The organism is Nocardia sp. NPDC058176 (genome assembly GCF_042883805.1).
Classification (GTDB): Bacteria; Actinomycetota; Actinomycetes; order Mycobacteriales; family Mycobacteriaceae; genus Nocardia.
The window spans coordinates 433,394-454,274 of sequence record NZ_JBHVVA010000002.1; the positions used below are offsets into that span (position 1 = coordinate 433,394).

16 protein-coding genes and 4 tRNA genes are annotated in these 20,881 nt (G+C 65.7%); 2 read left to right on the top strand and 18 right to left on the bottom strand.

Annotation, left to right across the window (positions count from 1 at the left end; genetic code table 11):
- Positions 1-101: 101 nt before the first annotated feature.
- The 5 genes from ACFVVM_RS14440 to rplJ form a co-directional block, all read right to left on the bottom strand.
- Complete coding sequence (locus ACFVVM_RS14440) at positions 102-4,055, bottom strand: DNA-directed RNA polymerase subunit beta' (protein WP_387617547.1); 3,954 nt, start codon at positions 4,053-4,055, stop codon at positions 102-104.
- Between the two features lie 109 nt (positions 4,056-4,164).
- The gene (locus tag ACFVVM_RS14445) at positions 4,165-7,665 is read right to left on the bottom strand and encodes a DNA-directed RNA polymerase subunit beta (RefSeq protein WP_387617549.1); all 3,501 of its coding nucleotides are present in this window, start codon (positions 7,663-7,665) and stop codon (positions 4,165-4,167) included.
- 534 nt (positions 7,666-8,199) lie between these two features.
- The gene (locus tag ACFVVM_RS14450; protein ID WP_387617551.1) at positions 8,200-9,267 is read right to left on the bottom strand and encodes an ABC transporter ATP-binding protein; all 1,068 of its coding nucleotides are present in this window, start codon (positions 9,265-9,267) and stop codon (positions 8,200-8,202) included.
- Between the two features lie 243 nt (positions 9,268-9,510).
- A complete protein-coding gene (gene rplL / locus ACFVVM_RS14455) occupies positions 9,511-9,897 on the bottom strand; it encodes a 50S ribosomal protein L7/L12 (protein ID WP_071930518.1) in 387 nt (128 codons plus the stop codon).
- Positions 9,898-9,961: 64 nt separating this feature from the next.
- Positions 9,962-10,507, bottom strand: a complete 546-nt coding sequence (gene rplJ / locus ACFVVM_RS14460) for a 50S ribosomal protein L10 (protein WP_071930519.1) — start codon at positions 10,505-10,507, stop codon at positions 9,962-9,964.
- A 405-nt stretch (positions 10,508-10,912) separates the two neighbouring features.
- On the opposite strand from rplJ, the gene ACFVVM_RS14465 reads away from it, so the two are divergent.
- Positions 10,913-12,529, top strand: coding sequence for an MFS transporter (locus tag ACFVVM_RS14465; RefSeq protein WP_387617554.1), 1,617 nt, complete (start codon positions 10,913-10,915; stop codon positions 12,527-12,529).
- Positions 12,530-12,580: 51 nt separating this feature from the next.
- Here ACFVVM_RS14465 and ACFVVM_RS14470 read toward each other — a convergent pair whose 3' ends face one another.
- From ACFVVM_RS14470 to ACFVVM_RS14520, 11 genes are all read right to left on the bottom strand, one after another.
- Positions 12,581-13,120 (bottom strand): NADPH-dependent FMN reductase, encoded by a 540-nt coding sequence (locus ACFVVM_RS14470; RefSeq protein WP_387617556.1) that lies wholly within the window; start codon positions 13,118-13,120, stop codon positions 12,581-12,583.
- A gap of 112 nt (positions 13,121-13,232) precedes the next feature.
- Positions 13,233-13,946 (bottom strand): 50S ribosomal protein L1, encoded by a 714-nt coding sequence (rplA, locus tag ACFVVM_RS14475; protein WP_387617558.1) that lies wholly within the window; start codon positions 13,944-13,946, stop codon positions 13,233-13,235.
- Positions 13,947-14,026: 80 nt separating this feature from the next.
- The gene (gene rplK, locus ACFVVM_RS14480) at positions 14,027-14,461 is read right to left on the bottom strand and encodes a 50S ribosomal protein L11 (RefSeq protein WP_387617560.1); all 435 of its coding nucleotides are present in this window, start codon (positions 14,459-14,461) and stop codon (positions 14,027-14,029) included.
- A 237-nt stretch (positions 14,462-14,698) separates the two neighbouring features.
- Complete coding sequence (nusG, locus tag ACFVVM_RS14485; protein WP_387617562.1) at positions 14,699-15,514, bottom strand: transcription termination/antitermination protein NusG; 816 nt, start codon at positions 15,512-15,514, stop codon at positions 14,699-14,701.
- 113 nt (positions 15,515-15,627) lie between these two features.
- A complete protein-coding gene (gene secE, locus ACFVVM_RS14490; protein WP_387617564.1) occupies positions 15,628-16,008 on the bottom strand; it encodes a preprotein translocase subunit SecE in 381 nt (126 codons plus the stop codon).
- A gap of 31 nt (positions 16,009-16,039) precedes the next feature.
- A tRNA-Trp gene (locus ACFVVM_RS14495) sits at positions 16,040-16,112 on the bottom strand.
- Positions 16,113-16,314: 202 nt separating this feature from the next.
- Positions 16,315-17,376 carry a fused (3R)-hydroxyacyl-ACP dehydratase subunits HadA/HadB gene (locus ACFVVM_RS14500; RefSeq protein WP_387617566.1) on the bottom strand — a complete coding sequence of 354 codons (1,062 nt, stop codon included), beginning with the start codon at positions 17,374-17,376 and terminating at the stop codon, positions 16,315-16,317.
- Positions 17,377-17,482: 106 nt separating this feature from the next.
- Positions 17,483-17,653, bottom strand: coding sequence for a 50S ribosomal protein L33 (gene rpmG, locus ACFVVM_RS14505; protein ID WP_019049401.1), 171 nt, complete (start codon positions 17,651-17,653; stop codon positions 17,483-17,485).
- 36 nt (positions 17,654-17,689) lie between these two features.
- A tRNA-Met gene (locus tag ACFVVM_RS14510) sits at positions 17,690-17,765 on the bottom strand.
- Between the two features lie 86 nt (positions 17,766-17,851).
- A tRNA-Thr gene (locus ACFVVM_RS14515) sits at positions 17,852-17,924 on the bottom strand.
- Between the two features lie 229 nt (positions 17,925-18,153).
- Positions 18,154-18,236: transfer RNA gene (locus ACFVVM_RS14520), tRNA-Tyr, on the bottom strand.
- A 176-nt stretch (positions 18,237-18,412) separates the two neighbouring features.
- Here ACFVVM_RS14520 and ACFVVM_RS14525 point away from each other — a divergent pair.
- Positions 18,413-18,904 carry a YajQ family cyclic di-GMP-binding protein gene (locus ACFVVM_RS14525; protein ID WP_071930525.1) on the top strand — a complete coding sequence of 164 codons (492 nt, stop codon included), beginning with the start codon at positions 18,413-18,415 and terminating at the stop codon, positions 18,902-18,904.
- Between the two features lie 15 nt (positions 18,905-18,919).
- Here the strand turns inward: ACFVVM_RS14525 and htpX are convergent, their stop codons facing one another.
- Positions 18,920-19,780: a zinc metalloprotease HtpX gene (htpX, locus tag ACFVVM_RS14530; RefSeq protein WP_387617569.1), complete on the bottom strand. Its 861-nt coding sequence runs from the start codon at positions 19,778-19,780 to the stop codon at positions 18,920-18,922.
- A 36-nt stretch (positions 19,781-19,816) separates the two neighbouring features.
- Positions 19,817-20,839, bottom strand: coding sequence for a polyprenyl synthetase family protein (locus tag ACFVVM_RS14535; protein ID WP_387617571.1), 1,023 nt, complete (start codon positions 20,837-20,839; stop codon positions 19,817-19,819).
- Positions 20,840-20,881 lie beyond the last annotated feature (42 nt).

Consider the following 20,881-nt stretch of genomic DNA (forward strand, 5'->3'; position numbering starts at 1 on the left):
TGCCCCTCACGCTAAAACCTCAACTCGAGTCGAGGTCAAGTCCAACGACAACGGCCCCCGCTCCGAAGAGCGGGGGCCGTTGGGTTCGAACTACCTACCGACTACCGGTAGTCGCTGAAACCGTAGTCGTCCAGCGGAACCGCGGCACCGGTCGAGGAGCCGAAGCTGTCCGGGGAGTAGTAGGTGTCGTCGTAGGACGGCACCGCGTACGCCGCGGCACGGGCTTCCTCGGTGGGCTGAACCTGGATGTTGCGGTAACGGTTGATACCGGTACCGGCCGGGATCAGCTTGCCGATGATCACGTTCTCCTTCAGGCCGATCAGCTTGTCGGAGCGGCAGTTGATCGCCGCGTCCGTCAGCACTCGGGTGGTCTCCTGGAAGGAGGCCGCCGACAGCCACGAATCGGTGGCCAGCGACGCCTTGGTGATACCCATCAGCACCGGGCGACCCGACGCGGGCTCGTTGCCTTCGGCGACGACGCGACGGTTGGAGGCCTCGAACTCGGACCGCTCGGTGAGCGAACCGGGCAGGAACTCCGTGGCACCGGAATCGATGATCGTCACGCGACGCAGCATCTGGCGCACGATGACCTCGATGTGCTTGTCGTGGATCGACACACCCTGCGAGCGGTAGACCTCCTGGACTTCGTGGACCAGGTGGACCTGCACCTGACGGGGACCCATCACGCGCAGCACCTCGTGCGGATCGGCAGCGCCCTCGAGCAGCTGCTGACCCACCTCCACGTGGTCACCGTCGGCCAGCAGGCGCTCGGAGCCGTCGTCGTGCTTGAACACACGCAGACGCTGACGCTTCGAGAGCTTGTCGTAGACGACTTCCTCGGACCCGTCATCAGGGATGATCGTGATCTTGTAGAAGCGGTCGTCGTCCTCGAGGCGCACGCGACCCGAGACCTCGGCGATGGGCGCCTTGCCCTTGGGCACACGAGCTTCGAAGAGCTCCTGGACACGCGGCAGACCACCGGTGATGTCGTCGCCGGCGACGCCACCCTGGTGGAAGGTACGCATGGTCAGCTGGGTACCGGGCTCACCGATGGACTGGGCGGCGACGATGCCGACGGCCTCGCCGATGTCGACCAGCTTGCCGGTGGCCATCGAGCGGCCGTAGCAGGTGGCGCAGACGCCGGTGCCGGTGGTGCAGGTCAGCACGGAGCGGACCTTCACCTCGGTGATACCGGCGTCGAGCAGCGCCTCCAGCGCCGGGTCGCCGAGATCGGCGCCCTTGGCCACGACCACGTTGCCCTTGGCGTCGACCGCGTCGGTCGCCAGGGTGCGGGCGTAGGTCGAGGTCTCGACGTGCGCGTCCCGGATGAGCGAGCCGTCGGCCTGCTTCTCCGCGATCGGCACGACGATGCCGCGCTCGGTGCCACAGTCGTGCTCGCGCACGATGACGTCCTGCGAGACGTCCACCAGACGACGGGTCAGGTAACCCGAGTCGGCGGTACGCAGCGCGGTGTCGGCCAGACCCTTGCGAGCACCGTGGGTGTTGATGAAGTACTCGAGCACGGTCAGGCCCTCACGGAACGAGGACTTGATCGGGCGCGGGATGAACTCACCCTTCGGGTTCGTCACCAGGCCCTTCATGCCGGCCAGGGTACGGGTCTGGGTGAAGTTACCCGTCGCGCCGGAGTCGACGATCGTGATGATCGGGTTGTCCGGCGGGTAGTGGGTACGCAGCGCGGCACCCACCTCTTCGGTCGCTTCCTGCCAGATCTTGACCAGGGCGTTGTTGCGCTCCTGGTGATCGAGCGCACCACGCTGGTACTTCTTCTCGATCTGATCGGCCATGGACTCGTAACGCTCCATGATGTCGGCCTTCTCCGGCGGAACGAGCACGTCCGACATGGAGACGGTGACACCCGAACGCGTGGCCCAGTAGAAGCCGGCATCCTTGAGCTTGTCGACGGTCTGCGCCACCACGATCATCGGGTAGCGCTCGGCCAGATCGTTGATGATCGTGGCCTGCCGCTTCTTCGGCATCGGCTCGTTGATGAACGCGTAGTCCGCCGGGAGCAGATCGTTGAACAGCACGCGACCCAGGGTGGTCTCGGCCAGCCACGCGTCGCCGCGGTTCCAGCCCTCGGGGAACAGCTCCGCCTCGATCTCGCGCGGCGGGCGCTGCTCGGTGAGCCGGACCCGGATGGTGGAACGCACGGTCAGCTCATCGCGGTCGACCGCCATCTGCGCCTCGGCGGGCGAGGAGTACACGCCCTGCTCCGGGGTGTCCTTGGCAGGCGCCCGGTAGCTGCCCTTGCCGTTCTCGTCGAGACGAGTCAGGTAGAACAGGCCGGTCACCATGTCCAGTCGCGGCATCGCCAGCGGGCGACCCGAGGCCGGGGACAGGATGTTGTTCGACGACAGCATCAGGATGCGCGCCTCGGCCTGCGCCTCCGCCGACAGCGGGAGGTGCACGGCCATCTGGTCACCGTCGAAGTCGGCGTTGAACGCCTCACACACCAGCGGGTGCAGCTGGATGGCCTTGCCTTCGACCAGCTGCGGCTCGAAGGCCTGGATACCGAGGCGGTGCAGGGTGGGCGCGCGGTTGAGCAGCACCGGGTGCTCGGCGATGACCTCTTCGAGGACATCCCACACCTGGGGACGCTGACGCTCGACCATCCGCTTGGCGGACTTGATGTTCTGCGCGTGGTTGAGATCCACCAGGCGCTTCATGACGAACGGCTTGAACAGCTCGAGCGCCATCAGCTTCGGCAGACCACACTGGTGCAGCTTGAGCTGCGGACCGACGACGATGACCGAACGGCCCGAGTAGTCGACGCGCTTGCCGAGCAGGTTCTGACGGAACCGGCCCTGCTTGCCCTTGAGCAGATCGCTCAGCGACTTCAGCGGGCGGTTGCCCGGTCCGGTGACCGGACGGCCGCGACGGCCGTTGTCGAACAGCGCGTCCACGGACTCCTGCAGCATCCGCTTCTCGTTGTTGACGATGATCTCGGGCGCACCCAGATCGATCAGTCGCTTGAGGCGGTTGTTGCGGTTGATCACGCGGCGGTACAGGTCGTTCAGGTCGGAGGTGGCGAAACGGCCACCGTCGAGCTGAACCATCGGGCGCAGCTCCGGCGGGATCACCGGAACAGCGTCGAGCACCATGCCCATGGGCGAGTTGCCGTTGGCCTGGAAGGCCGCGACGACCTTGAGGCGCTTGAGCGCGCGCAGCTTCTTCTGGCCCTTGCCCGAGCGAATGGTCTCGCGCAGGTTCTCGGCCTCGGCGTCGATGTCGAAGTTCTCCATCAGCTTCTGGATGGACTCCGCACCCATGGCGCCGGTGAAGTACTCGCCGTAGCGGTCGACGAGCTCGCGGTAGAGCACCTCGTCGACGATGAGCTGCTTGACGGCCAGCTTGGTGAAGGTGGTCCAGATCTCGTCGAGACGATCCAGCTCACGCTGGGCGCGGTCGCGCAGCTGACGCATCTCGCGCTCGCCGCCGTCCTTGACCTTGCGGCGCACGTCGGACTTGGCACCCTCGGCCTCGAGCTCGGCCAGGTCGGCCTCGAGCTTCTGCGCGCGGGCCTCGAGATCGGCGTCGCGCTGATCGGCGACGGCCTTCTTCTCGACCTCCATCTCGGCCTCGAGGGTGCTGAGCTCGTTGTGGCGCAGCTCCTCGTCGACACCGACGATGACGTAGGCGGCGAAGTAGATGATCTTCTCGAGATCCTTCGGCGCCAGATCCAGCAGGTAGCCCAAGCGCGAGGGAACGCCCTTGAAGTACCAGATGTGGGTGACCGGGGCGGCCAGCTCGATGTGGCCCATCCGCTCACGACGCACCTTGGCGCGAGTCACCTCGACGCCACAGCGCTCACAGATGATGCCCTTGAACCGGACACGCTTGTACTTGCCGCAGTAGCACTCCCAGTCCCGGGTGGGACCGAAGATCTTCTCGCAGAAGAGCCCGTCCTTCTCCGGCTTGAGCGTGCGGTAGTTGATGGTCTCCGGCTTCTTGACCTCGCCGAAGGACCACTGCCGAATGTCTTCGGCGGTGGCCAGGCCGATCCGGAGTTCATCGAAGAAGTTGACGTCTAGCACGTAACTTCCTTTCCCCTGTTCGGGTCGAATTCGAGCAAAAGTTCACTAGTTGTCGATCGCGGAGCGCGGGGGCCGTTCGTTCCAGGGAACGGCCACCCGCGCTTACCACCTAGTTCGCCAAATCGTCGACGGTGGCCGCTTCGTTCCTGGACAGGTTGATGCCCAGGTTCGCCGCGGCGCGCTCCAGATCCTCGTCGTCGCCGTCACGCATCTCGATCGCGGCGCCGTCCGAGGACAGGACCTCCACGTTGAGGCACAGCGACTGGAGTTCCTTGAGGAGCACCTTGAACGACTCCGGAATGCCCGGCTCCGGAATGTTCTCGCCCTTGACGATCGCCTCGTAGACCTTCACACGGCCCACCACGTCGTCGGACTTGATGGTCAGGAGTTCCTGCAGCGTGTACGCCGCGCCGTAGGCCTGCATGGCCCAGCACTCCATCTCACCGAAACGCTGACCACCGAACTGCGCCTTACCACCCAGCGGCTGCTGGGTGATCATCGAGTACGGGCCGGTCGAACGGGCGTGGATCTTGTCGTCGACCAGGTGGTGCAGCTTCAGGATGTACATGTAACCGACCGCGACCGGGTACGGGAACGGCTCGCCGGAGCGACCGTCGAACAGGGTCGACTTGCCGTTCTCGTCGACCATGCGCTCGCCGTCGCGGTTGGGCAGGGTCGAGCCGAGCAGACCGGTCAGCTCGTCGTCCTTGGCACCGTCGAACACCGGGGTCGCGATGTTGGAGTCGGCCGGAGCACCCAGCATCTGCTCGGGCAGCGAGGCCGCCCAGTCCGGACGGGTGCCGTCGGTCGCGACGTCGATGTTCCAGCCGGCCTTACCGATCCACCCGAGATGGGTTTCCAGGATCTGGCCGATGTTCATACGACGCGGCACACCGTGGGTGTTCAGGATGATGTCGACCGGGGTGCCGTCGGGCATGAACGGCATGTCCTCGATGGGGAGAATCTTGCCGATGACGCCCTTGTTGCCGTGGCGACCGGCGAGCTTGTCGCCGTCCTGGATCTTGCGCTTCTGGGCCACGTAGACGCGGACCAGCTCGTTGACACCGGGAGGCAGATCGTCGTCGTCCTCGCGCGAGAACACGCGGATGCCGATGACCTTGCCCGACTCACCGTGGGGCACCTTGAGCGAGGTGTCGCGCACTTCGCGCGCCTTCTCACCGAAGATCGCGCGCAGCAGACGCTCTTCCGGGGTCAGCTCGGTCTCGCCCTTGGGCGTGACCTTGCCGACCAGGATGTCGCCGTCGCGGACCTCGGCACCGATGCGGATGATGCCGCGCTCGTCCAGATCGGCCAGCACCTCGTCGGAGACGTTCGGGATGTCCCGGGTGATCTCCTCGGCGCCCAGCTTGGTGTCGCGGGCGTCGATCTCGTGCTCTTCGATGTGGATCGAGGTGAGAACGTCCTCTTCCACGAGGCGCTGCGACAGGATGATCGCGTCCTCGTAGTTGTGGCCTTCCCACGGCATGATCGCGACGAGCAGGTTCTTGCCCAGCGCCATCTCACCGTTCTCGGTGCAGGGGCCGTCGGCCAGGACCTGGCCCGACTCCACCCGCTGACCCTCGTCCACGATCGGACGCTGGTTCGAGCAGGTGCCCTGGTTGGAGCGGTTGAACTTGCGCATCCGGTAGGACTTGCGGCTGCCGTCGTCGGCCATCACGGTGACGTAGTCGGCCGAGACCTCCTCGACCACACCCGGCTTCTCGTTCACCACGACATCGCCCGCGTCGACCGCGGCGCGCAGCTCCATACCGGTGCCCACGATGGGGGCCTCGGAACGGATCAGCGGCACGGCCTGGCGCTGCATGTTCGCGCCCATCAGGGCACGGTTGGCGTCGTCGTGCTCGAGGAACGGGATCATGGCCGTCGCGACCGACACCATCTGGCGCGGCGAGATGTCCATGTAGTCGACCTGGGCCGGCGTCACGAACTCGACCTCTTCGCCCGCACGGCGGACGAGGACCTTCTCCTCGAGGAAGCGGCCCTCGGCGTCGACCGGGGAGTTGGCCTGCGCGCGAACGTAGCGGTCTTCCTCGTCGGCGGTCAGGTACTTGACCTCGTCGGTCACCTTGCCGTCGATGACCCGGCGGTACGGGGTCTCGATGAAGCCGAACGGGTTGACCCGCGCGTACACCGACAGCGAACCGATCAGGCCGATGTTCGGGCCTTCCGGGGTCTCGATCGGGCACATGCGGCCGTAGTGCGACGGGTGGACGTCACGAACTTCCAGACCGGCGCGCTCACGGGACAGACCACCCGGGCCAAGCGCCGACAGGCGGCGCTTGTGGGTCAGACCCGAGAGCGGGTTGTTCTGGTCCATGAACTGCGACAGCTGCGAAGTTCCGAAGAACTCCTTGATCGCGGCCACGACGGGACGGATGTTGATCAGGGTCTGCGGCGTGATCGCCTCGACGTCCTGAGTCGTCATCCGCTCGCGGACCACGCGCTCCATGCGGGACAGGCCGACGCGGATCTGGTTCTGGATCAGCTCGCCGACGGTGCGCAGACGACGGTTGCCGAAGTGGTCGATGTCGTCGATCTCGACGGGGACCTCTTCGCCACCGGGGGCGGTCATCGAGCGGTCACCGGCGTGCAGACGCACCAGGTACTCGATGGTGGTGACGATGTCTTCCTTGGTGAGCACCGAGGAGGTCACCGGCTCGTGCACGTGGATGCCGAGCTTCTTGTTGATCTTGTAGCGACCGACGCGCGCCAGGTCGTAGCGCTTCTCCTTGAAGAACAGGTTCTCCAGCAGGGTCTGCGCGGACTCCTTGGTCGGCGGCTCGCCCGGGCGCAGCTTGCGGTAGATGTCGAGCAGCGCCTCGTCCTGGCCGGGCGTGCTGTCCTTCTCCAGGGTGGACATCATGATCTCGGAGAAGCCGAAACGCTCGACGATCTCCTCGGTCGACCAGCCCAGCGCCTTGAGCAGCACGGTGACCGGCTGACGGCGCTTGCGGTCGATGCGCACGCCGACGGTGTCGCGCTTGTCGACGTCGAATTCCAGCCACGCGCCACGCGAGGGAATCACGCGCACGCTGTGCAGGTCCTTCTCGGTGCCCTTGTCGATGCTGTGATCGAAGTAGACGCCGGGGGAACGCACCAGCTGCGAGACGACGACACGCTCGGTGCCGTTGATGATGAAGGTGCCCTTGTCGGTCATCATGGGGAAATCGCCCATGAAGACCGTCTGGCTCTTGATCTCGCCGGTGTTGTTGTTGATGAACTCCGCGGTGACGAACAGGGGCGCCGCGTAGGTCATGTCCTTCTCTTTGCACTCATCGATGGAGGCCTTGACCTCTTCGAATCGTGGATCGGAGAACGACAGGGACATCGAGCCGGAGAAGTCCTCGATGGGCGAGAGCTCCTCGAGCACCTCCTCGAGGCCGCCTGCGAGACCGACGTCGCCGCGTGCGGCCGCCTTCTCACGCCAGTCGGGTGTACCGACCAACCAGGCGAACGAGTCCGTTTGTAGGTCGAGAAGTCCGGGCACCTCCAAGGGCTCTCGGATCTTCGCGAACGAAACCCTCAACGGGGCTCCGGGGATTCCAGCCTTGGTCTGGGTGGAGACTGCCAAGATGCGTCCTTCCAGCACCTCACGCGCGTCGCGTGGTGGTCCGCGACCGTCGCTTGTCTGCTACGAATTCCGCTGGTTACAACCCGAACGAAACCCGAACAGGCAGCAACGGAAGTAACACCGGAAGGTGGAACTCACGAGTGCGAATCAAGGTGTGGACAGGAGGCAGCCAGCGCAACGTCCAAACTTACACCCCAAGACAAGGGAGTGTCAACATACCATCCGTGCGACTGCTCGCACGGCAACTCGCCGAAGACCCGTGACGCTGGCTGCGTCGGGTGTTTCTCGGGCGCTGGAGCCCCTGTGACAGCTGGCTGTTGTGAATAGGGTGACGGTTCGCGCGCGCCTCGTCAAGTGGCGCGGCGTCGACTGCCCGGCAAGTGAGATCGCCTGGCGCGCTGGGCATCCCCGGCCAGGACGGCGGTCATTTTACCCGCGACACGCCGTGCGCGCCAACCCGTGGAACAGCCGGTCAGAGGCGGTTTTCCCGGCGGCCAGGACGCGACAGAGCCCCGACCGGGGGGCCGGGGCTCTGTGGAACGGGAACGTGCGTCAGCCGTTGATCTGGCCGTGCGGAACCGTCTTGCTGAACGTCTCGGTGGGCGCGTCGGAGCCGTAGGCCGCCATCACCTGGGTGTCGTCGGACTGATCCAGCGACTCGCGGATCGCGACCTGGGCCGCGTGCGGCAGGGTGTGCATGATCTCGCGCACCCGCGCCTGCCGGCGGAAGACCGCCTGGCGAACCGGCATGCCGGGCTCGGCCTTCATCTGCGGGATGATGCCGTCGATCTCCTCGGCGCCACCGTGGTGGTGACCGGCGTCGACGAGCGCCTGCTCGCGCGCCATCTGCGCCTCGTCCTTCTCCTCCGACATACCGATCGGGCCGATCATGCGACCGTTGAGGAACTGCTTGACCACCGGCTCCTCACTGGTGAGCAGCACCTCGCGGGGGCCGAACATCACCAGATTGCGGCGGAAGAGCATGCCGATGTTGTCCGGCACGGTACGGGCCAGGTTGATGTTGTGGGTCACGATCAGGATCGTGGCGTCGATCTGCGCGTTGATGTTGAGCAGCAGCTGGGCCAGGTACGAGGTACGCACCGGGTCGAGGCCGGAGTCGGGCTCGTCGACGAGGATGATCTGCGGGTCGAGGACCAGCGCGCGGGCCAGACCGGCGCGCTTGCGCATACCGCCGGAGATCTCACCGGGCAGCTTGTTCTCGGCGCCGAGCAGACCCGTCAGCTCGAGCTTCTCCATCACGACGCGCTTGATCTCGGTTTCCGACTTCTTCGTGTGCTCACGAAGCGGGAACGCGATGTTGTCGTAGAGGTTCATCGAGCCGAACAGCGCGCCGTCCTGGAAGAGCACGCCGAACAGCTTGCGGATCTCGTAGAGCTCCTTGTTGGAGCAGGTCATGATGTCGGTGCCATCGATGAAGATGGAGCCGCGCTCGGGCCGCAACAGACCGATGAGCGACTTCAGGAACACCGACTTACCGGTACCGGAGGGTCCGAGCAGTGCGCTCACCTCGCCCGAGGGGAGCGTGATCGACACGTCCTGCCAAATTCGCTGTGAACCGAAGGACTTGGTTACACCCTCGGTCCTGACCTCGACGCCCACGCCTACCTCCATTGATCCCTGCGAGCACCCCACCCCGCTGACCGCGCGCTCACATCACGGCGGTGCGTCACGACACTGTGGGTCCGGTCACTGTATCCCATCAGTGAGACGGGGCACACCCTCATATGACTGAAGAGTAACCCGTCCGGTTGATACAGCGCGTATCACCATCGCATGTCCGCACAAATAACAAACGGGCGGCCCCGAAATGGGACCGCCCGTTCGCACACGCGAGGCGCTGAATTACTTGACGGACACCTTGGCGCCGGCCTCTTCCAGCTTCGCCTTGGCGGCCTCGGCGGCATCCTTGGCGACCTTCTCCAGGATCGGCTTCGGGGCACCCTCGACCAGGTCCTTGGCTTCCTTCAGGCCCAGGCCCGAGACGATCTCACGGACCACCTTGATGACCTGGATCTTCTTGTCGCCCGCACCCTCGAGGATGACGTCGAACTCGTCCTGCTCCTCGGCGGCGTCGGCGGCGGCCGGGGCGGCACCCGCGGCGGCGACGGCGACGGGGGCAGCGGCGGTGACCTCGAAGGTCTCCTCGAAGACCTTGACGAACTCGGCGAGCTCGAGCAGGGTCAGCTCCTTGAAGGCGCCGATCAGTTCTTCGGTGCTCAGCTTGGCCATGATGTTTCCTTCCGATGGTGTACCTCGCGCCGCATGCGCGTCACGAGGCGGGTATTAGTGGTCTTTATTCGGCGTCGGCCGGGGCGGCGGCAGCCTCGCCCTGACGCTTCTCCAGCAGGGCCGCGGCGAGCCGGGCGACCTGGGAAGCGGGGGCGTTGAACAGGCCTGCGGCCTGCGCGGGCTTGGCCTTGAACGCGCCGGCCAGCTTGGCCAGCAGCACCTCGCGGGAGTCCAGGTCGGCAATGCGCTCGACCTCGGACACGGACAGCGCTTTGCCGTCCATGTACCCACCCTTGATCACAAGGGCCTTGTTCTCCTTGGCGAACTGCTTGAGCGCCTTGGCCGCGTCGACCGGCTCACCCTGGATGAAGGTGATCGCGGTCGGGCCGACGAACAGGTCGTCCAGTCCCGCGACACCGGCTTCGCCGGCAGCGAGCTTGACCAGGGTGTTCTTGGCGACGGAGTACGTAGCGTCCGCGCCGAGCGCGCGACGCAGCTCGGTGAGCTTGCCGACCGACAGGCCACGGTATTCCGTGACAACAGTGGCCGTGGAGTTCTTGAACTGCTCCGCGATCTCCGCGACAGCGGTGACCTTTTCAGGCTTCGCCATACTTCGCCTCCTCTCTGATGTCGGTTCGTGAACGCGCACTACCGAATTCAGGGGCCGGCGACAAAACGAACGCCCCGGACGCAAGGCGTACCGGGGCGCGGAATTACTTCGGCCTCAGCTCTCCCTGCGTGGGTCGCCGGCAATGTCGCCGGACCTTCGATCGACACCGTGCGAGCGGCATCGACGACCAACGGTCTTCGGTAGAACGAATGGGTAGTCATCGAACGCGTCGATGACCGGAGTTCACTGTACCTGCACCCACCCCCATCTGCCAAAACGCCTCAGGCAGCGTCCGATTCGCCCGCAATAGTTGTGGTGTGGATCACTTTCCAGTGGTTGAAGTGGCAGCAATCTCACCGGAAAGGTGTTACATCCGGTGACAGTAACCTGGTTCACTCCTCAACTATGGCAACCTCCATAGTCGCTCCACCAGTGCTGTTGGACCGGCGTCCACAGCGGATCCTCGCGCTCGTCGTCATCTGCCTCGCCGAACTGCTGGTGGTGCTCGACAACACCATCGTCAACGTGGCCCTGCCCTCGATCGGCGTCCAGCTCCAGACCGGGGTCTCCGGCCTGCAGTGGGTCGTCGACGCCTACACCCTCACCTTCGCCGGACTGCTGCTCGCGGCGGGCAACCTCGGCGACCGCTACGGCCGCCGCCGGATCATGATCGTCGGCCTGATCGGTATCGCGGTGATGTCGGTCGGTGGCGCGCTCGCCGACTCGATGACCCAGGTCATCGCGGCCCGCGCCGCCATGGGCGTCTTCGCCGCCGCGGTCTTCCCGGCCACCCTGGCCCTGATCATCAACATCTTCACCGACCGGCGCGAACGCGCGTTCGCCATCGCCGCCTGGACCGCGATGGCGGGCTTCGCCATCGCCATCGGCCCGATCTCGGGCGGCTGGCTGCTCGAACACTTCAGCTGGCACTCGGTGTTCTGGATCAATGTGCCGGTGGCGCTGGTCGCGCTGGTCGCCACGCTGCTGTGGGTGCCCGAATCACGGGCCACCCAGGTGGGCAGGCTCGACCTGGTCGGGATCGGTCTCTCGATCGCGGGCATCACGCTGGTGGTGTGGGCCATCATCGAGGCGCCGCACAACGGGTGGCTCTCGCTCGTCACCCTGTGCACACTCACGCTCGGCCTCGTTCTTCTCGCTGCTTTCGTGACATGGGAATTGCGTTCGGCCGCACCGATTCTCGACATGCGACTGTTCCGCAATCGCCGATTCTCGTTACCCGCCTTGGCGATTGCCATCGGTTACTTCTCGATGTTCGGTTTCCTTTTCCTGATCACCCAGTATTTCCAGGGCGTCCGCGAATACACCCCGCTCGAATTCGGTATCGCCTCACTGCCGTTCGCCTTCTCGGTGGCGATCGGCGCACCGGTGGCCACCCTGCTCGCGCAGCGGATCGGCACGACGGCGGTCCTGGTGACCGGCCTGCTGCTCATCGGCCTCGGGCTCTACCTGGGTGGACAGGTCACCGTGGACAGCACCTATGTGATGGGCGTGCTGCCCGCGATGGTGTTCATGGCACTCGGTCTCGGCATCGTGCAGGGTCCGGCGACGGAGTCGATCATGTCCTCGCTGCCGCTGAACGAGGCGGGCGCGGGTTCGGCCGTCAACGACACCACCCGCGAGGTCGGTGGCACCCTCGGCGTCGCGATACTCGGGTCGATCGTGGCCTCGTACTACACCAGCCGCATCGCCGAGCGCGTCGACGCCATCCCGCTGGGCATCATGAACGACAACGAGAAGAGCCTGGTCAAGGCCAGCCCACTCAGCGTGCTGGAACTGCGCAAACGCGAACTCGCGCCCTTCTTCGAGACCCAGCGCGAGAACCTGATCGTCGCCATGAAAACGGCGACCCTGCAGGGCGCGCACACCGCCTCGATGGTCGGCGCGGGCGCGGTCATCGTCTGCGCGGTGATCGTGGCGATCTTCCTGCCGTGGAAGCCACAGGGCGGCGAGTCCGTCCTGCTCGGCTGGCGCGACAAGGACGACGCCGAGTCGAAGAACTGACCGATCGCGCGCCGGGCGGCAACCGCCCGGCGCGCCGAGTCCCCGGCGTTCTCACTCCCCCGCGGTGGCCAGATGGTCGACCAACGTGGCGAGCACCGTACTCGCGCCCGCCCGGAAAACCGGATCGCCGACCAATCCGTCGTCGCCGACATCGGCGCCGGCGACCGGAAGCCGCAAACAGGCCCGCCCGACCACCTCGGCACCGACATAACCGAGCACCGTGGCCAGCGTGGCCACCGCACCCTCGCCCCGGCCGGGTGCCGCCACGGTCAGCCAGGCCGTGGGCTTCTCGTGCAGATCCGCCGTCCCGACAGTCCAGTCCAGCAGGTTCTTCATGCTGCCCGGCAGTGTGCCCGCGTACTCGGGCGTGCAGATGAGCACCGCGTCCGCCGTCGCGAGCTCGGCGCGCAAGGCGATCACCGCGGGATGGTCGTCCGGGTCGTCGCCGGGGACGAAAGCGGGCAGCTCACGCAGGCCGGTATAGAGATCGGCGCGCACTGGCGCGGGCGCGAGCACGGCCACGGTACGCAGGGCGGCGGTATTGGTCGAGCCGTTCCTGGTACTCCCCGAGATCAGCAGAATCCTGGTCACACCCGTGCACAACCGGCCCGCTCGGGCGAAAAGTCCCCGGAAAACCGCGAGGGTGGGAACGCAGTGCGTTCCCACCCTCGTGGTCGATCAGGAGTTACCCGTCAGCTGAAGCTCACGCATCCTCGTCGAGGAGGTTGCGGGTGCGGTTCGTGTCCACCGGGATGCCCGGTCCGGTGTTGGTCGAAACCGTGATCTTCTTGACGTAGCGACCCTTGGCGGTCGACGGCTTCACACGCAGGATCTCGTCCAGCGCGGCGCCGTAGTTCTCCACCAGCTTGGCGTCGTCGAAGGACGCCTTGCCGATGACGAAGTGCAGGTTGGCCTGCTTGTCGACGCGGAAGTTGATCTTGCCGCCCTTGATGTCGTTGACGGCCTTGGTCACGTCGTTGGTGACCGTGCCCGTCTTCGGGTTCGGCATCAGACCACGCGGGCCGAGGACACGCGCGATGCGGCCGACCTTGGCCATCTGGTCCGGGGTGGCGATCGCGGCGTCGAAGTCGAGCCAGCCGCCCTGGATCCGCTCGATCAGGTCCTCGGCGCCCACGGCGTCGGCACCGGCGGCCTCGGCCTCGGCGGCCTTCTCACCGGCGGCGAACACGATGACGCGCGCGGTCTTACCGGTGCCGTGCGGCAGGTTGACGGTGCCGCGGACCATCTGGTCGGCCTTACGGGGATCCACGCCGAGACGAACGGCGACCTCGACGGTCGCGTCGGTCTTGGTGGTGGCGGTCTCCTTGGCCAGACGCGCGGCGGCCAGCGGGGAGTACAGCTTGTCGCGATCGACCTTCTCAGCAGCGGCGAGATACGCCTTGCTTCGCTTTGCCATGTTGTTCTGTCCTTAAAGTTTCGAGTTCAGATGTGGTGTTACGGGCCTGGCCGGCCCTCCCACAGTGAGCGAGGGTTCGCTCAGCCTTCGACGGTGATACCCATCGAACGCGCGGTACCGGCGATGATCTTCACGGCCTGATCGAGATCGGTGGCGTTGAGATCCTCGGCCTTGGTCTTGGCGATCTCCCGGACCTGGTCCAGGGTGACCTTGGCGACCTTGGTCTTGTGCGGCTCGGCCGAGCCCTTCTGCACACCGGCGGCCTTGAGCAGCAGCTTGGCGGCGGGCGGGGTCTTCAGCTTGAAGTCGAACGTCCGGTCCTCGTACACCGAGATCTCGACCGGGATGACGTTGCCACGCTGCGACTCGGTCGCGGCGTTGTACGCCTTGCAGAACTCCATGATGTTGACGCCGTGCTGACCGAGCGCGGGGCCGACCGGAGGGGCCGGGTTCGCGGCGCCGGCCTGGATCTGCAGCTTGATGATCCCGGCGAGCTTCTTCTTCTTGGGGGGCATCTTTCTTCCTTGGGTTTCGGTTCCTTACGGTTGCCGTAAGCCTGTTGCGGGATCGCTCCCACGCCGGGTCCAGCCCGGCATTCGCGCACGACCACGGCACCGGCGGAAAATCACCGGTGCGGGTCTACACACGAACTGTCACACTCTACCGAACCGCGTCGCGGCGACCGCAGCCGGGGACCGGTAGGAAAACGCGAACGGCACCGCCGAGGCGGTGCCGTCGCGAAGCGGGAAAACCTAGATCTTGGAGACCTGGGTGAAGTTCAGCTCGACCGGGGTCTCGCGACCGAAGATCGAGACGAGCACCTTGAGCTTCTGCTGCTCGGCGTTGACCTCGCTGATGCTGGCGGGCAGCGTCGCGAACGGGCCGTCCATGACGGTGACCGACTCGCCGACCTCGAAGTCGACCTCGATGACCGGCTTGCCCGAAGCGGCGGCACCGGCATCCGAACCCGACGAAGCAGCGGCGGCGGCCGCCTTCTTCTGCGCCTGCGCGCCGGCCGGAACCAGGAACTTCACGACCTCGTTGATGGTCAGCGGGGTCGGCTTGGCGCCGGGGCCACCGCCGGTCATCCCGACGAAGCCGGTGACGCCGGGGGTGTTGCGGACCGCGCCCCACGACTCGTTGTTCAGTTCCATCCGGACCAGGATGTAACCGGGCAGCACCTTGCGGTTGACGTTCTTCTTCTGCCCGTTCTTGATCTCGGTGACCTCTTCGGTCGGCACCTCGACCTGGAAGATGTAGTCCTCGAGGCCGAGGTTCTGCACACGGGTCTCGAGGTTGGTCTTGACCTTGTTCTCGTAGCCGGCGTAGGAGTGCACGACGTACCAGTCGCCGGGGACGCGGCGCAGCTTGGCCTTCATCGACTCGACCGGGTCGGCTTCGGGGTCTTCCTCGGTGGGCGCCTCGGCGACGGCGTCGGCATCCTCGTCGGCCGCGGGGGCCTCGTCAGCGAGCTCGGTGGCGGCCTCGACCTCATCGGTGGCGGTCTCCGCCACGACAGCGTCGTCAACCGGGAACTCGTTGTTGGTGTCGTTCTCCGGGGTGCTCACTGAGGCACTCGCTTCCTGTGTCGTCACGTACATGCTCTGGACCGGGCCGGGTCGGGTGCGCGGAGCACTCTCCGCCGCTCCGCGGGGTCGGCTTCCGGCGTCGGTGTCGGCTATCAGCCGAACAGCCAGTCGACAGCCTTGACGTACACCACGTCGATCCCACTGATGAACGCGACCATGAAGACCACGAACACCAGAACGACGGCCGTATAGGTGACCATCTGCTTCCGGTTGGGCCAGATCACCTTGCGCAGTTCCGCGATGACTTCTCGCAGGAACTTGAGCACCCGCTTGAACGGGTTGCTCGACTTACCGACAGTCTTGTCCGCCTTGCGCGGTGACGAGGGCCGGTCGAGCATGGCTACCCCGCCGTTGCCGTTGTCCGCCGGAGGATCCGTCGGACGCGGACGACGAGTAGACCGCTTGCCGCTCGGTCGAGTGGCAGCGGCGGTGTCGTCGCCGTCTTCGGCGCGAGTATCCCGCTCGTCGCTCACGTCGATCCTTCCTCGTCGCTGGCATTAAGGGCAGGGGCGACAGGACTTGAACCTGCAACCTGCGGTTTTGGAGACCGCTGCTCTGCCAATTGAGCTACGCCCCTTCGGTTGGACCAGCCGAGGCCGTTGCGTCCAACCACAGTCGATATTCGATTATCGAGCCCGGTGTCACTCACACAACACGCGCGCCGCTTCCAGAGGGAGCTCCGCTCCCCGGGAAGATCAGCGCGCAGCAGCCGGTGACCCCAGATTCCCGAGTGTACGTTACCGCGTGCCGTATTCGCCAATCCGGGATAGTCGACCAGGTCAGGACAGCTGAACGGTTGCCGTGGCGCGGCCGAAGATCTTCTTGCCCGCCGACTTCGCCGTGATGGCGATGACGGCGGTCTTGTTCTCCGGGTCGACCGACTTCACCTTACCGGTGAATTCGACCTCCGCGGGGACGTCGGCGGCGACATAGACCGGACTGGTGAAACGCACGTTGTATTCCTTCACCGCGCCGGGATCACCCAGCCAGGAGGTGATGAATCCGCCGCCGAGACCCATGGTGAGCATGCCGTGCGCGACCACATCGTCCAGGCCGACCAGTTTGACGATCTCGTCGCTCCAGTGGATCGGATTGGCGTCGCCGGAGACCCCGGCGTAGTTGACCAGGTCGCCGCGCGTCAGGCGGACCACGCGCGGAGGCAGCGCGTCGCCCGCCGACACGCTGTCGAACGCGAGCGCGTGCGAAGTGAGCACCGGTTCCGGCAGCTTGGTGACCGGATCGGGGGTGATCTCGCCGGGCGCGTGATGGGCGGGCTCGTCCTCGCCGAGGCCGTGCATGAGCACGTTGCGCACCGCGTCCGACATCCTGGGATCGATGTCACCGCCGCTGCGGCCGATCAGCGTGGTGTAGGTGGTGAGCACCAGTTCGTCGTCCTGGGCGGTCACGATGTTCTTGGTGACGATGATGTCGCCGCCGAAGGCCTGCCGGAACGAATGCAGGTACACATCGCAGGTGAGTTGATCGCCGACCCGGATCGGCCGGTGGAACTCCAGGATCTGGTCGGTCTGCATGATCTGGCTCAGGTCGTAGCCGGTGACGATCTGCTCGAACAGTTTGCGCTGCGCGAGGATGCCGACCAGGGAGATGAACGTCAGCGGGGCGACCAGCCCGTCGTGGCCGTACTCGCCTGCGACGTCTTCCTCCCAGTGCACCGGGTGGTAGTCCTGCACGGCGCGGGCGTATTCGCGCACCTTCTCGCGACCGACCTCGTAAAAGTCGTCGACCCGATAGTGGTGGCCGACCATCGACGCCGCGTGGGCCGCGGGATCGACAGGCTCGGCAGCTGCGGTGGAGACCGCTTCGTCAGTTCCGGTGTTCACTGTCACAGAATGGACCTTACTCACCCGTAAGTCACCAATGGCGGCCGGTCCGGAAAAGCACAAAGGCCGGACTTTCGTCCGGCCTTCGGCAAATACTGGTGGAGAATCAGCGCGACTCGCGGTGCGCCCGGTGAGTTCCGCAGTTCGGGCAGAACTTCTTCAGCTCGAGGCGATCCGGGTCGTTACGCCGGTTCTTCTTGGTGATGTAGTTACGGTGCTTGCACTCTTCGCAGGCCAAGGTGATCTTTGGCCGGACATCGGTGGACTTCGCGGCCACGATATGCCTTCTTTCCGGTCTGGGCTGAGTCGTTATTGGTAGCGATGGCCGGACTTGAACCGGCGACACAACGATTATGAGTCGTTTGCTCTACCGACTGAGCTACACCGCCACGGCGGACCTATCACGATGATGCCGCGCCCACCCCCGCGTGAACGCGAGTGCGATGCCGAGTCGGTCACCACCGGCAATCCGGCGAGCCCCCTAACGGAATCGAACCGTTGACCTTTTCCTTACCATGGAAACGCTCTGCCGACTGAGCTAAGGGGGCATGACAACGTGGCACAGAGTCTTGATCGGAAACCCGACCAGCGCGACCCCGTGCTCCGGCGTCCTGAACGAGATTACACACTACCTGCCGAGAGTTCCAAACCGGCAGGTCACAGCACATTTCCACCGCTGTGAAACCTGCTGATCACCCGCGGGTCAGGCGCTGGGCCCGCCTTGCCGGCCCGTGAACCAAAGAACCCCGCCGATCTTGTGATCGACGGGGTTCGATGTGGCAGATGTAGGATTCGAACCTACGTAGGCTTTCACCGACAGATTTACAGTCTGCTCCCATTGGCCGCTCGGGCAATCTGCCTTGTGCGCCGTTTCCGGTGCGCTGAGCAGCTTACAACGAACCCACACCCACAATGCAAACCGCCTGCACAGACCCCCTGCGAGGGGTAGTCGAGCACCGGTACGGGTACAACTGTCTCGGCGGCCGGTAGATCTCCGGCCCGGAGTTGGGCAGACCTTCATGGACAGGAGCGCAGTGTGGCCGATTCGTCATTCGACGTCGTGAGCAAGGTCGATCGTCAGGAGGTCGACAACGCGCTGCATCAGGCGGAGAAGGAGCTGAACTCCCGCTACGACTTCAAGGGCACCGACGCCTCGATCGCGTGGTCCGGCGAGGAGGCCATCGTGCTGACCGCCAACGCCGAGGAGCGGGTGAAGGCGGCGCTCGAGGTGTTCAAGGAGAAGCTGATCCGGCGCGACATCTCGCTCAAGGCGTTCGACGCGGGCGAGGCGCAGCCCTCGGGCAAGGTGTTCAAGATCACCGGCACGCTGGTGCAGGGCATCGACACCGAGAAGGCGAAGAAGATCTCCAAGAAGATCCGCGACGAGGGCCCCAAGGGCGTGAAGGCGCAGATCCAGGGCGAGGAGCTGCGCGTGAGCAGCAAGAAGCGCGATGATCTGCAGGCCGTGATCTCGCTGCTCAAGGGCGAGGACTTCGGTATCGCCTTACAGTTCGTCAACTACCGGTAGGGGCGAGGGCGGCGCTCAGTAACGATGAGTGCCGCCCGCCATTTCCTCCAGGCGCTTGATGCGTTCGGCCATGGGCGGGTGGGTGGAGTACCAGCGGGCCACCCGGTCGCCCGCGCGGAACGGGTTGGCGATCATCAGGTGCGATTCGCTGGTGAGCTTGGGGTCCGGCGGCAGCGGGGCGGCCTGGACGCCGCGTTCGATCTTGCGCAGCGCCGAGGCCAGCGCCAACGGGTCGCCGGTGAGTTCGGCGCCGGATTGATCGGCCTGGTACTCCCGAGACCGCGACACCGCCATCTTGATCAGGCCGGCGGCGATCGGGCCCAGCAGCGAGACCAGCAGCACACCGATGATGTTGGGTCCGTTGTCCCGGCTGCCGAACGAGCTGGCAAAGAAGGCCATGTTCGCCAGGCCGGTGATGATCGAGGCCATCGCGCCGGCCACCGAGGAGATCAGGATGTCGCGGTTGTAGACGTGCGACAGTTCGTGGCCCAGCACCGCGCGCAGCTCACGCTCGTCGAGCAGTTGCAGGATGCCGCTGGTACAGCAGACCGCGGCATGGCGGGGATTGCGGCCGGTCGCGAACGCGTTGGGCGCGTTGGTCGGGCTGATGTAGAGCCGCGGCATGGGCTGGCGGGCCGTGGTCGCGAGCTCGCGCACGATCCGGTACATGACCGGGGCCTCGAGTTCGCTGACCGGTTGGGCGTGCATCGCCTTCAGCGCCAGTTTGTCGCTGTTGAAGTAGGCGTAGGCGTTCATGCCGACCGCGAGCACGATCGAGATGATCAGAATCGTCGGACTGCGGAACATCGCCCCGATGGCGACGATCAGCGCCGACAGCCCGACCATCAAACCGAACGTTTTGATCCCATTGGGCATGAACGGAAAACGTGGATGGAGCCGGGATAGTTCCGGCTAGCCGACCCGTTCGATGGTGTAGCGGACCAGTCGCGTGAGTGCGTCGTTGGCGGGACCGGCGGGCAGGGCGGTGAGCTCGGTGTCGGCCAGGTCGGCGTATTCCTGCAGCTTCTCCTTGGCCTGGGCCATGCCGGGGGAACGGCGCAGCAGCTCCAGTGCTTCCTCGACCTCGGCGTCGGTTTCCAGGGGGCGGGCCAGCAGGGTGCGCAGGCGGTCGCCGTCGGCGCCGGACTCGCGCAGGGCGTAGAGGACGGGCAGGGTGTGCACGCCTTCGCGCAGGTCGGTGCCGGGGGTCTTGCCGGACTGCTCGGCCGAGGACGAGATGTCGATGATGTCGTCGGAGATCTGGAAGGCGGTGCCGACGGCGTCGCCGAGGCGGGCCAGCCGTTCGACGTGCTCGTCGTCGGCGCCGGAGAAGGTGCCACCGAAACGGCCCGCGGCGGCGATGAGCGAACCGGTCTTCTCCCAGACCACGCGCAGGTAGTGCTCGACCGGGTCCTGGGACTGCTTGGCGCCCATGGTTTCCCGCATCTGGCCGGTGACCAGCTCGGCGAAGGTCTCGGCGATGATGCGGACCGCGTCCGGGCCGAGCGTGGAGGTCAGGCGCGAGGCGTGGGCGAACAGGTAGTCGCCGGCCAGGATCGCGATGTTGTTGTTCCAGCGGGCGTTGACGCTCACGGCGCCGCGCCGCTGGGAGGCCTCGTCCATCACGTCGTCGTGGTAGAGGGTGGCCAGGTGCACCAGCTCCACCACGGTGCCCGCGGTGATCAGCGCCGGGTCGGTGGGATTGGGGCCGAGCTGGCCGGTGAGCACGGTGAACAGCGGCCGGAAGCGCTTGCCGCCCGCCTTCGCCAGGTGCAGCGCCGCTTCCTGGAGGAATTCCTCGCCGTCGGAGAGTTCGTCGACGAGCAGTTTCTCGACCGCGGCCAGGGCATCGCGCACGGTGACGGCGAGTTGCGGATCGACGAGATCGACCCCGGCAACCACGGTGCTCTCGTCGCTCACAGCCGATGTGCTCATTATCTTCTCCCAGCGATGCGTCCGACCCCGACGGGTAGCAAC

Bases quoted from the DNA above. Each gene is read 5' to 3' on its own strand.
- rplL (WP_071930518.1), bottom strand. From the start codon at position 9,897: ATGGCCAAGCTGAGCACCGAAGAACTGATCGGCGCCTTCAAGGAGCTG.
- rplJ (WP_071930519.1), bottom strand. From the start codon at position 10,507: ATGGCGAAGCCTGAAAAGGTCACCGCTGTCGCGGAGATCGCGGAGCAG.
- ACFVVM_RS14465 (WP_387617554.1), top strand. From the start codon at position 10,913: ATGGCAACCTCCATAGTCGCTCCACCAGTGCTGTTGGACCGGCGTCCA.
- rplA (WP_387617558.1), bottom strand. From the start codon at position 13,946: ATGGCAAAGCGAAGCAAGGCGTATCTCGCCGCTGCTGAGAAGGTCGAT.
- rplK (WP_387617560.1), bottom strand. From the start codon at position 14,461: ATGCCCCCCAAGAAGAAGAAGCTCGCCGGGATCATCAAGCTGCAGATC.
- htpX (WP_387617569.1), bottom strand. From the start codon at position 19,780: ATGCCCAATGGGATCAAAACGTTCGGTTTGATGGTCGGGCTGTCGGCG.
- ACFVVM_RS14535 (WP_387617571.1), bottom strand. From the start codon at position 20,839: ATGAGCACATCGGCTGTGAGCGACGAGAGCACCGTGGTTGCCGGGGTC.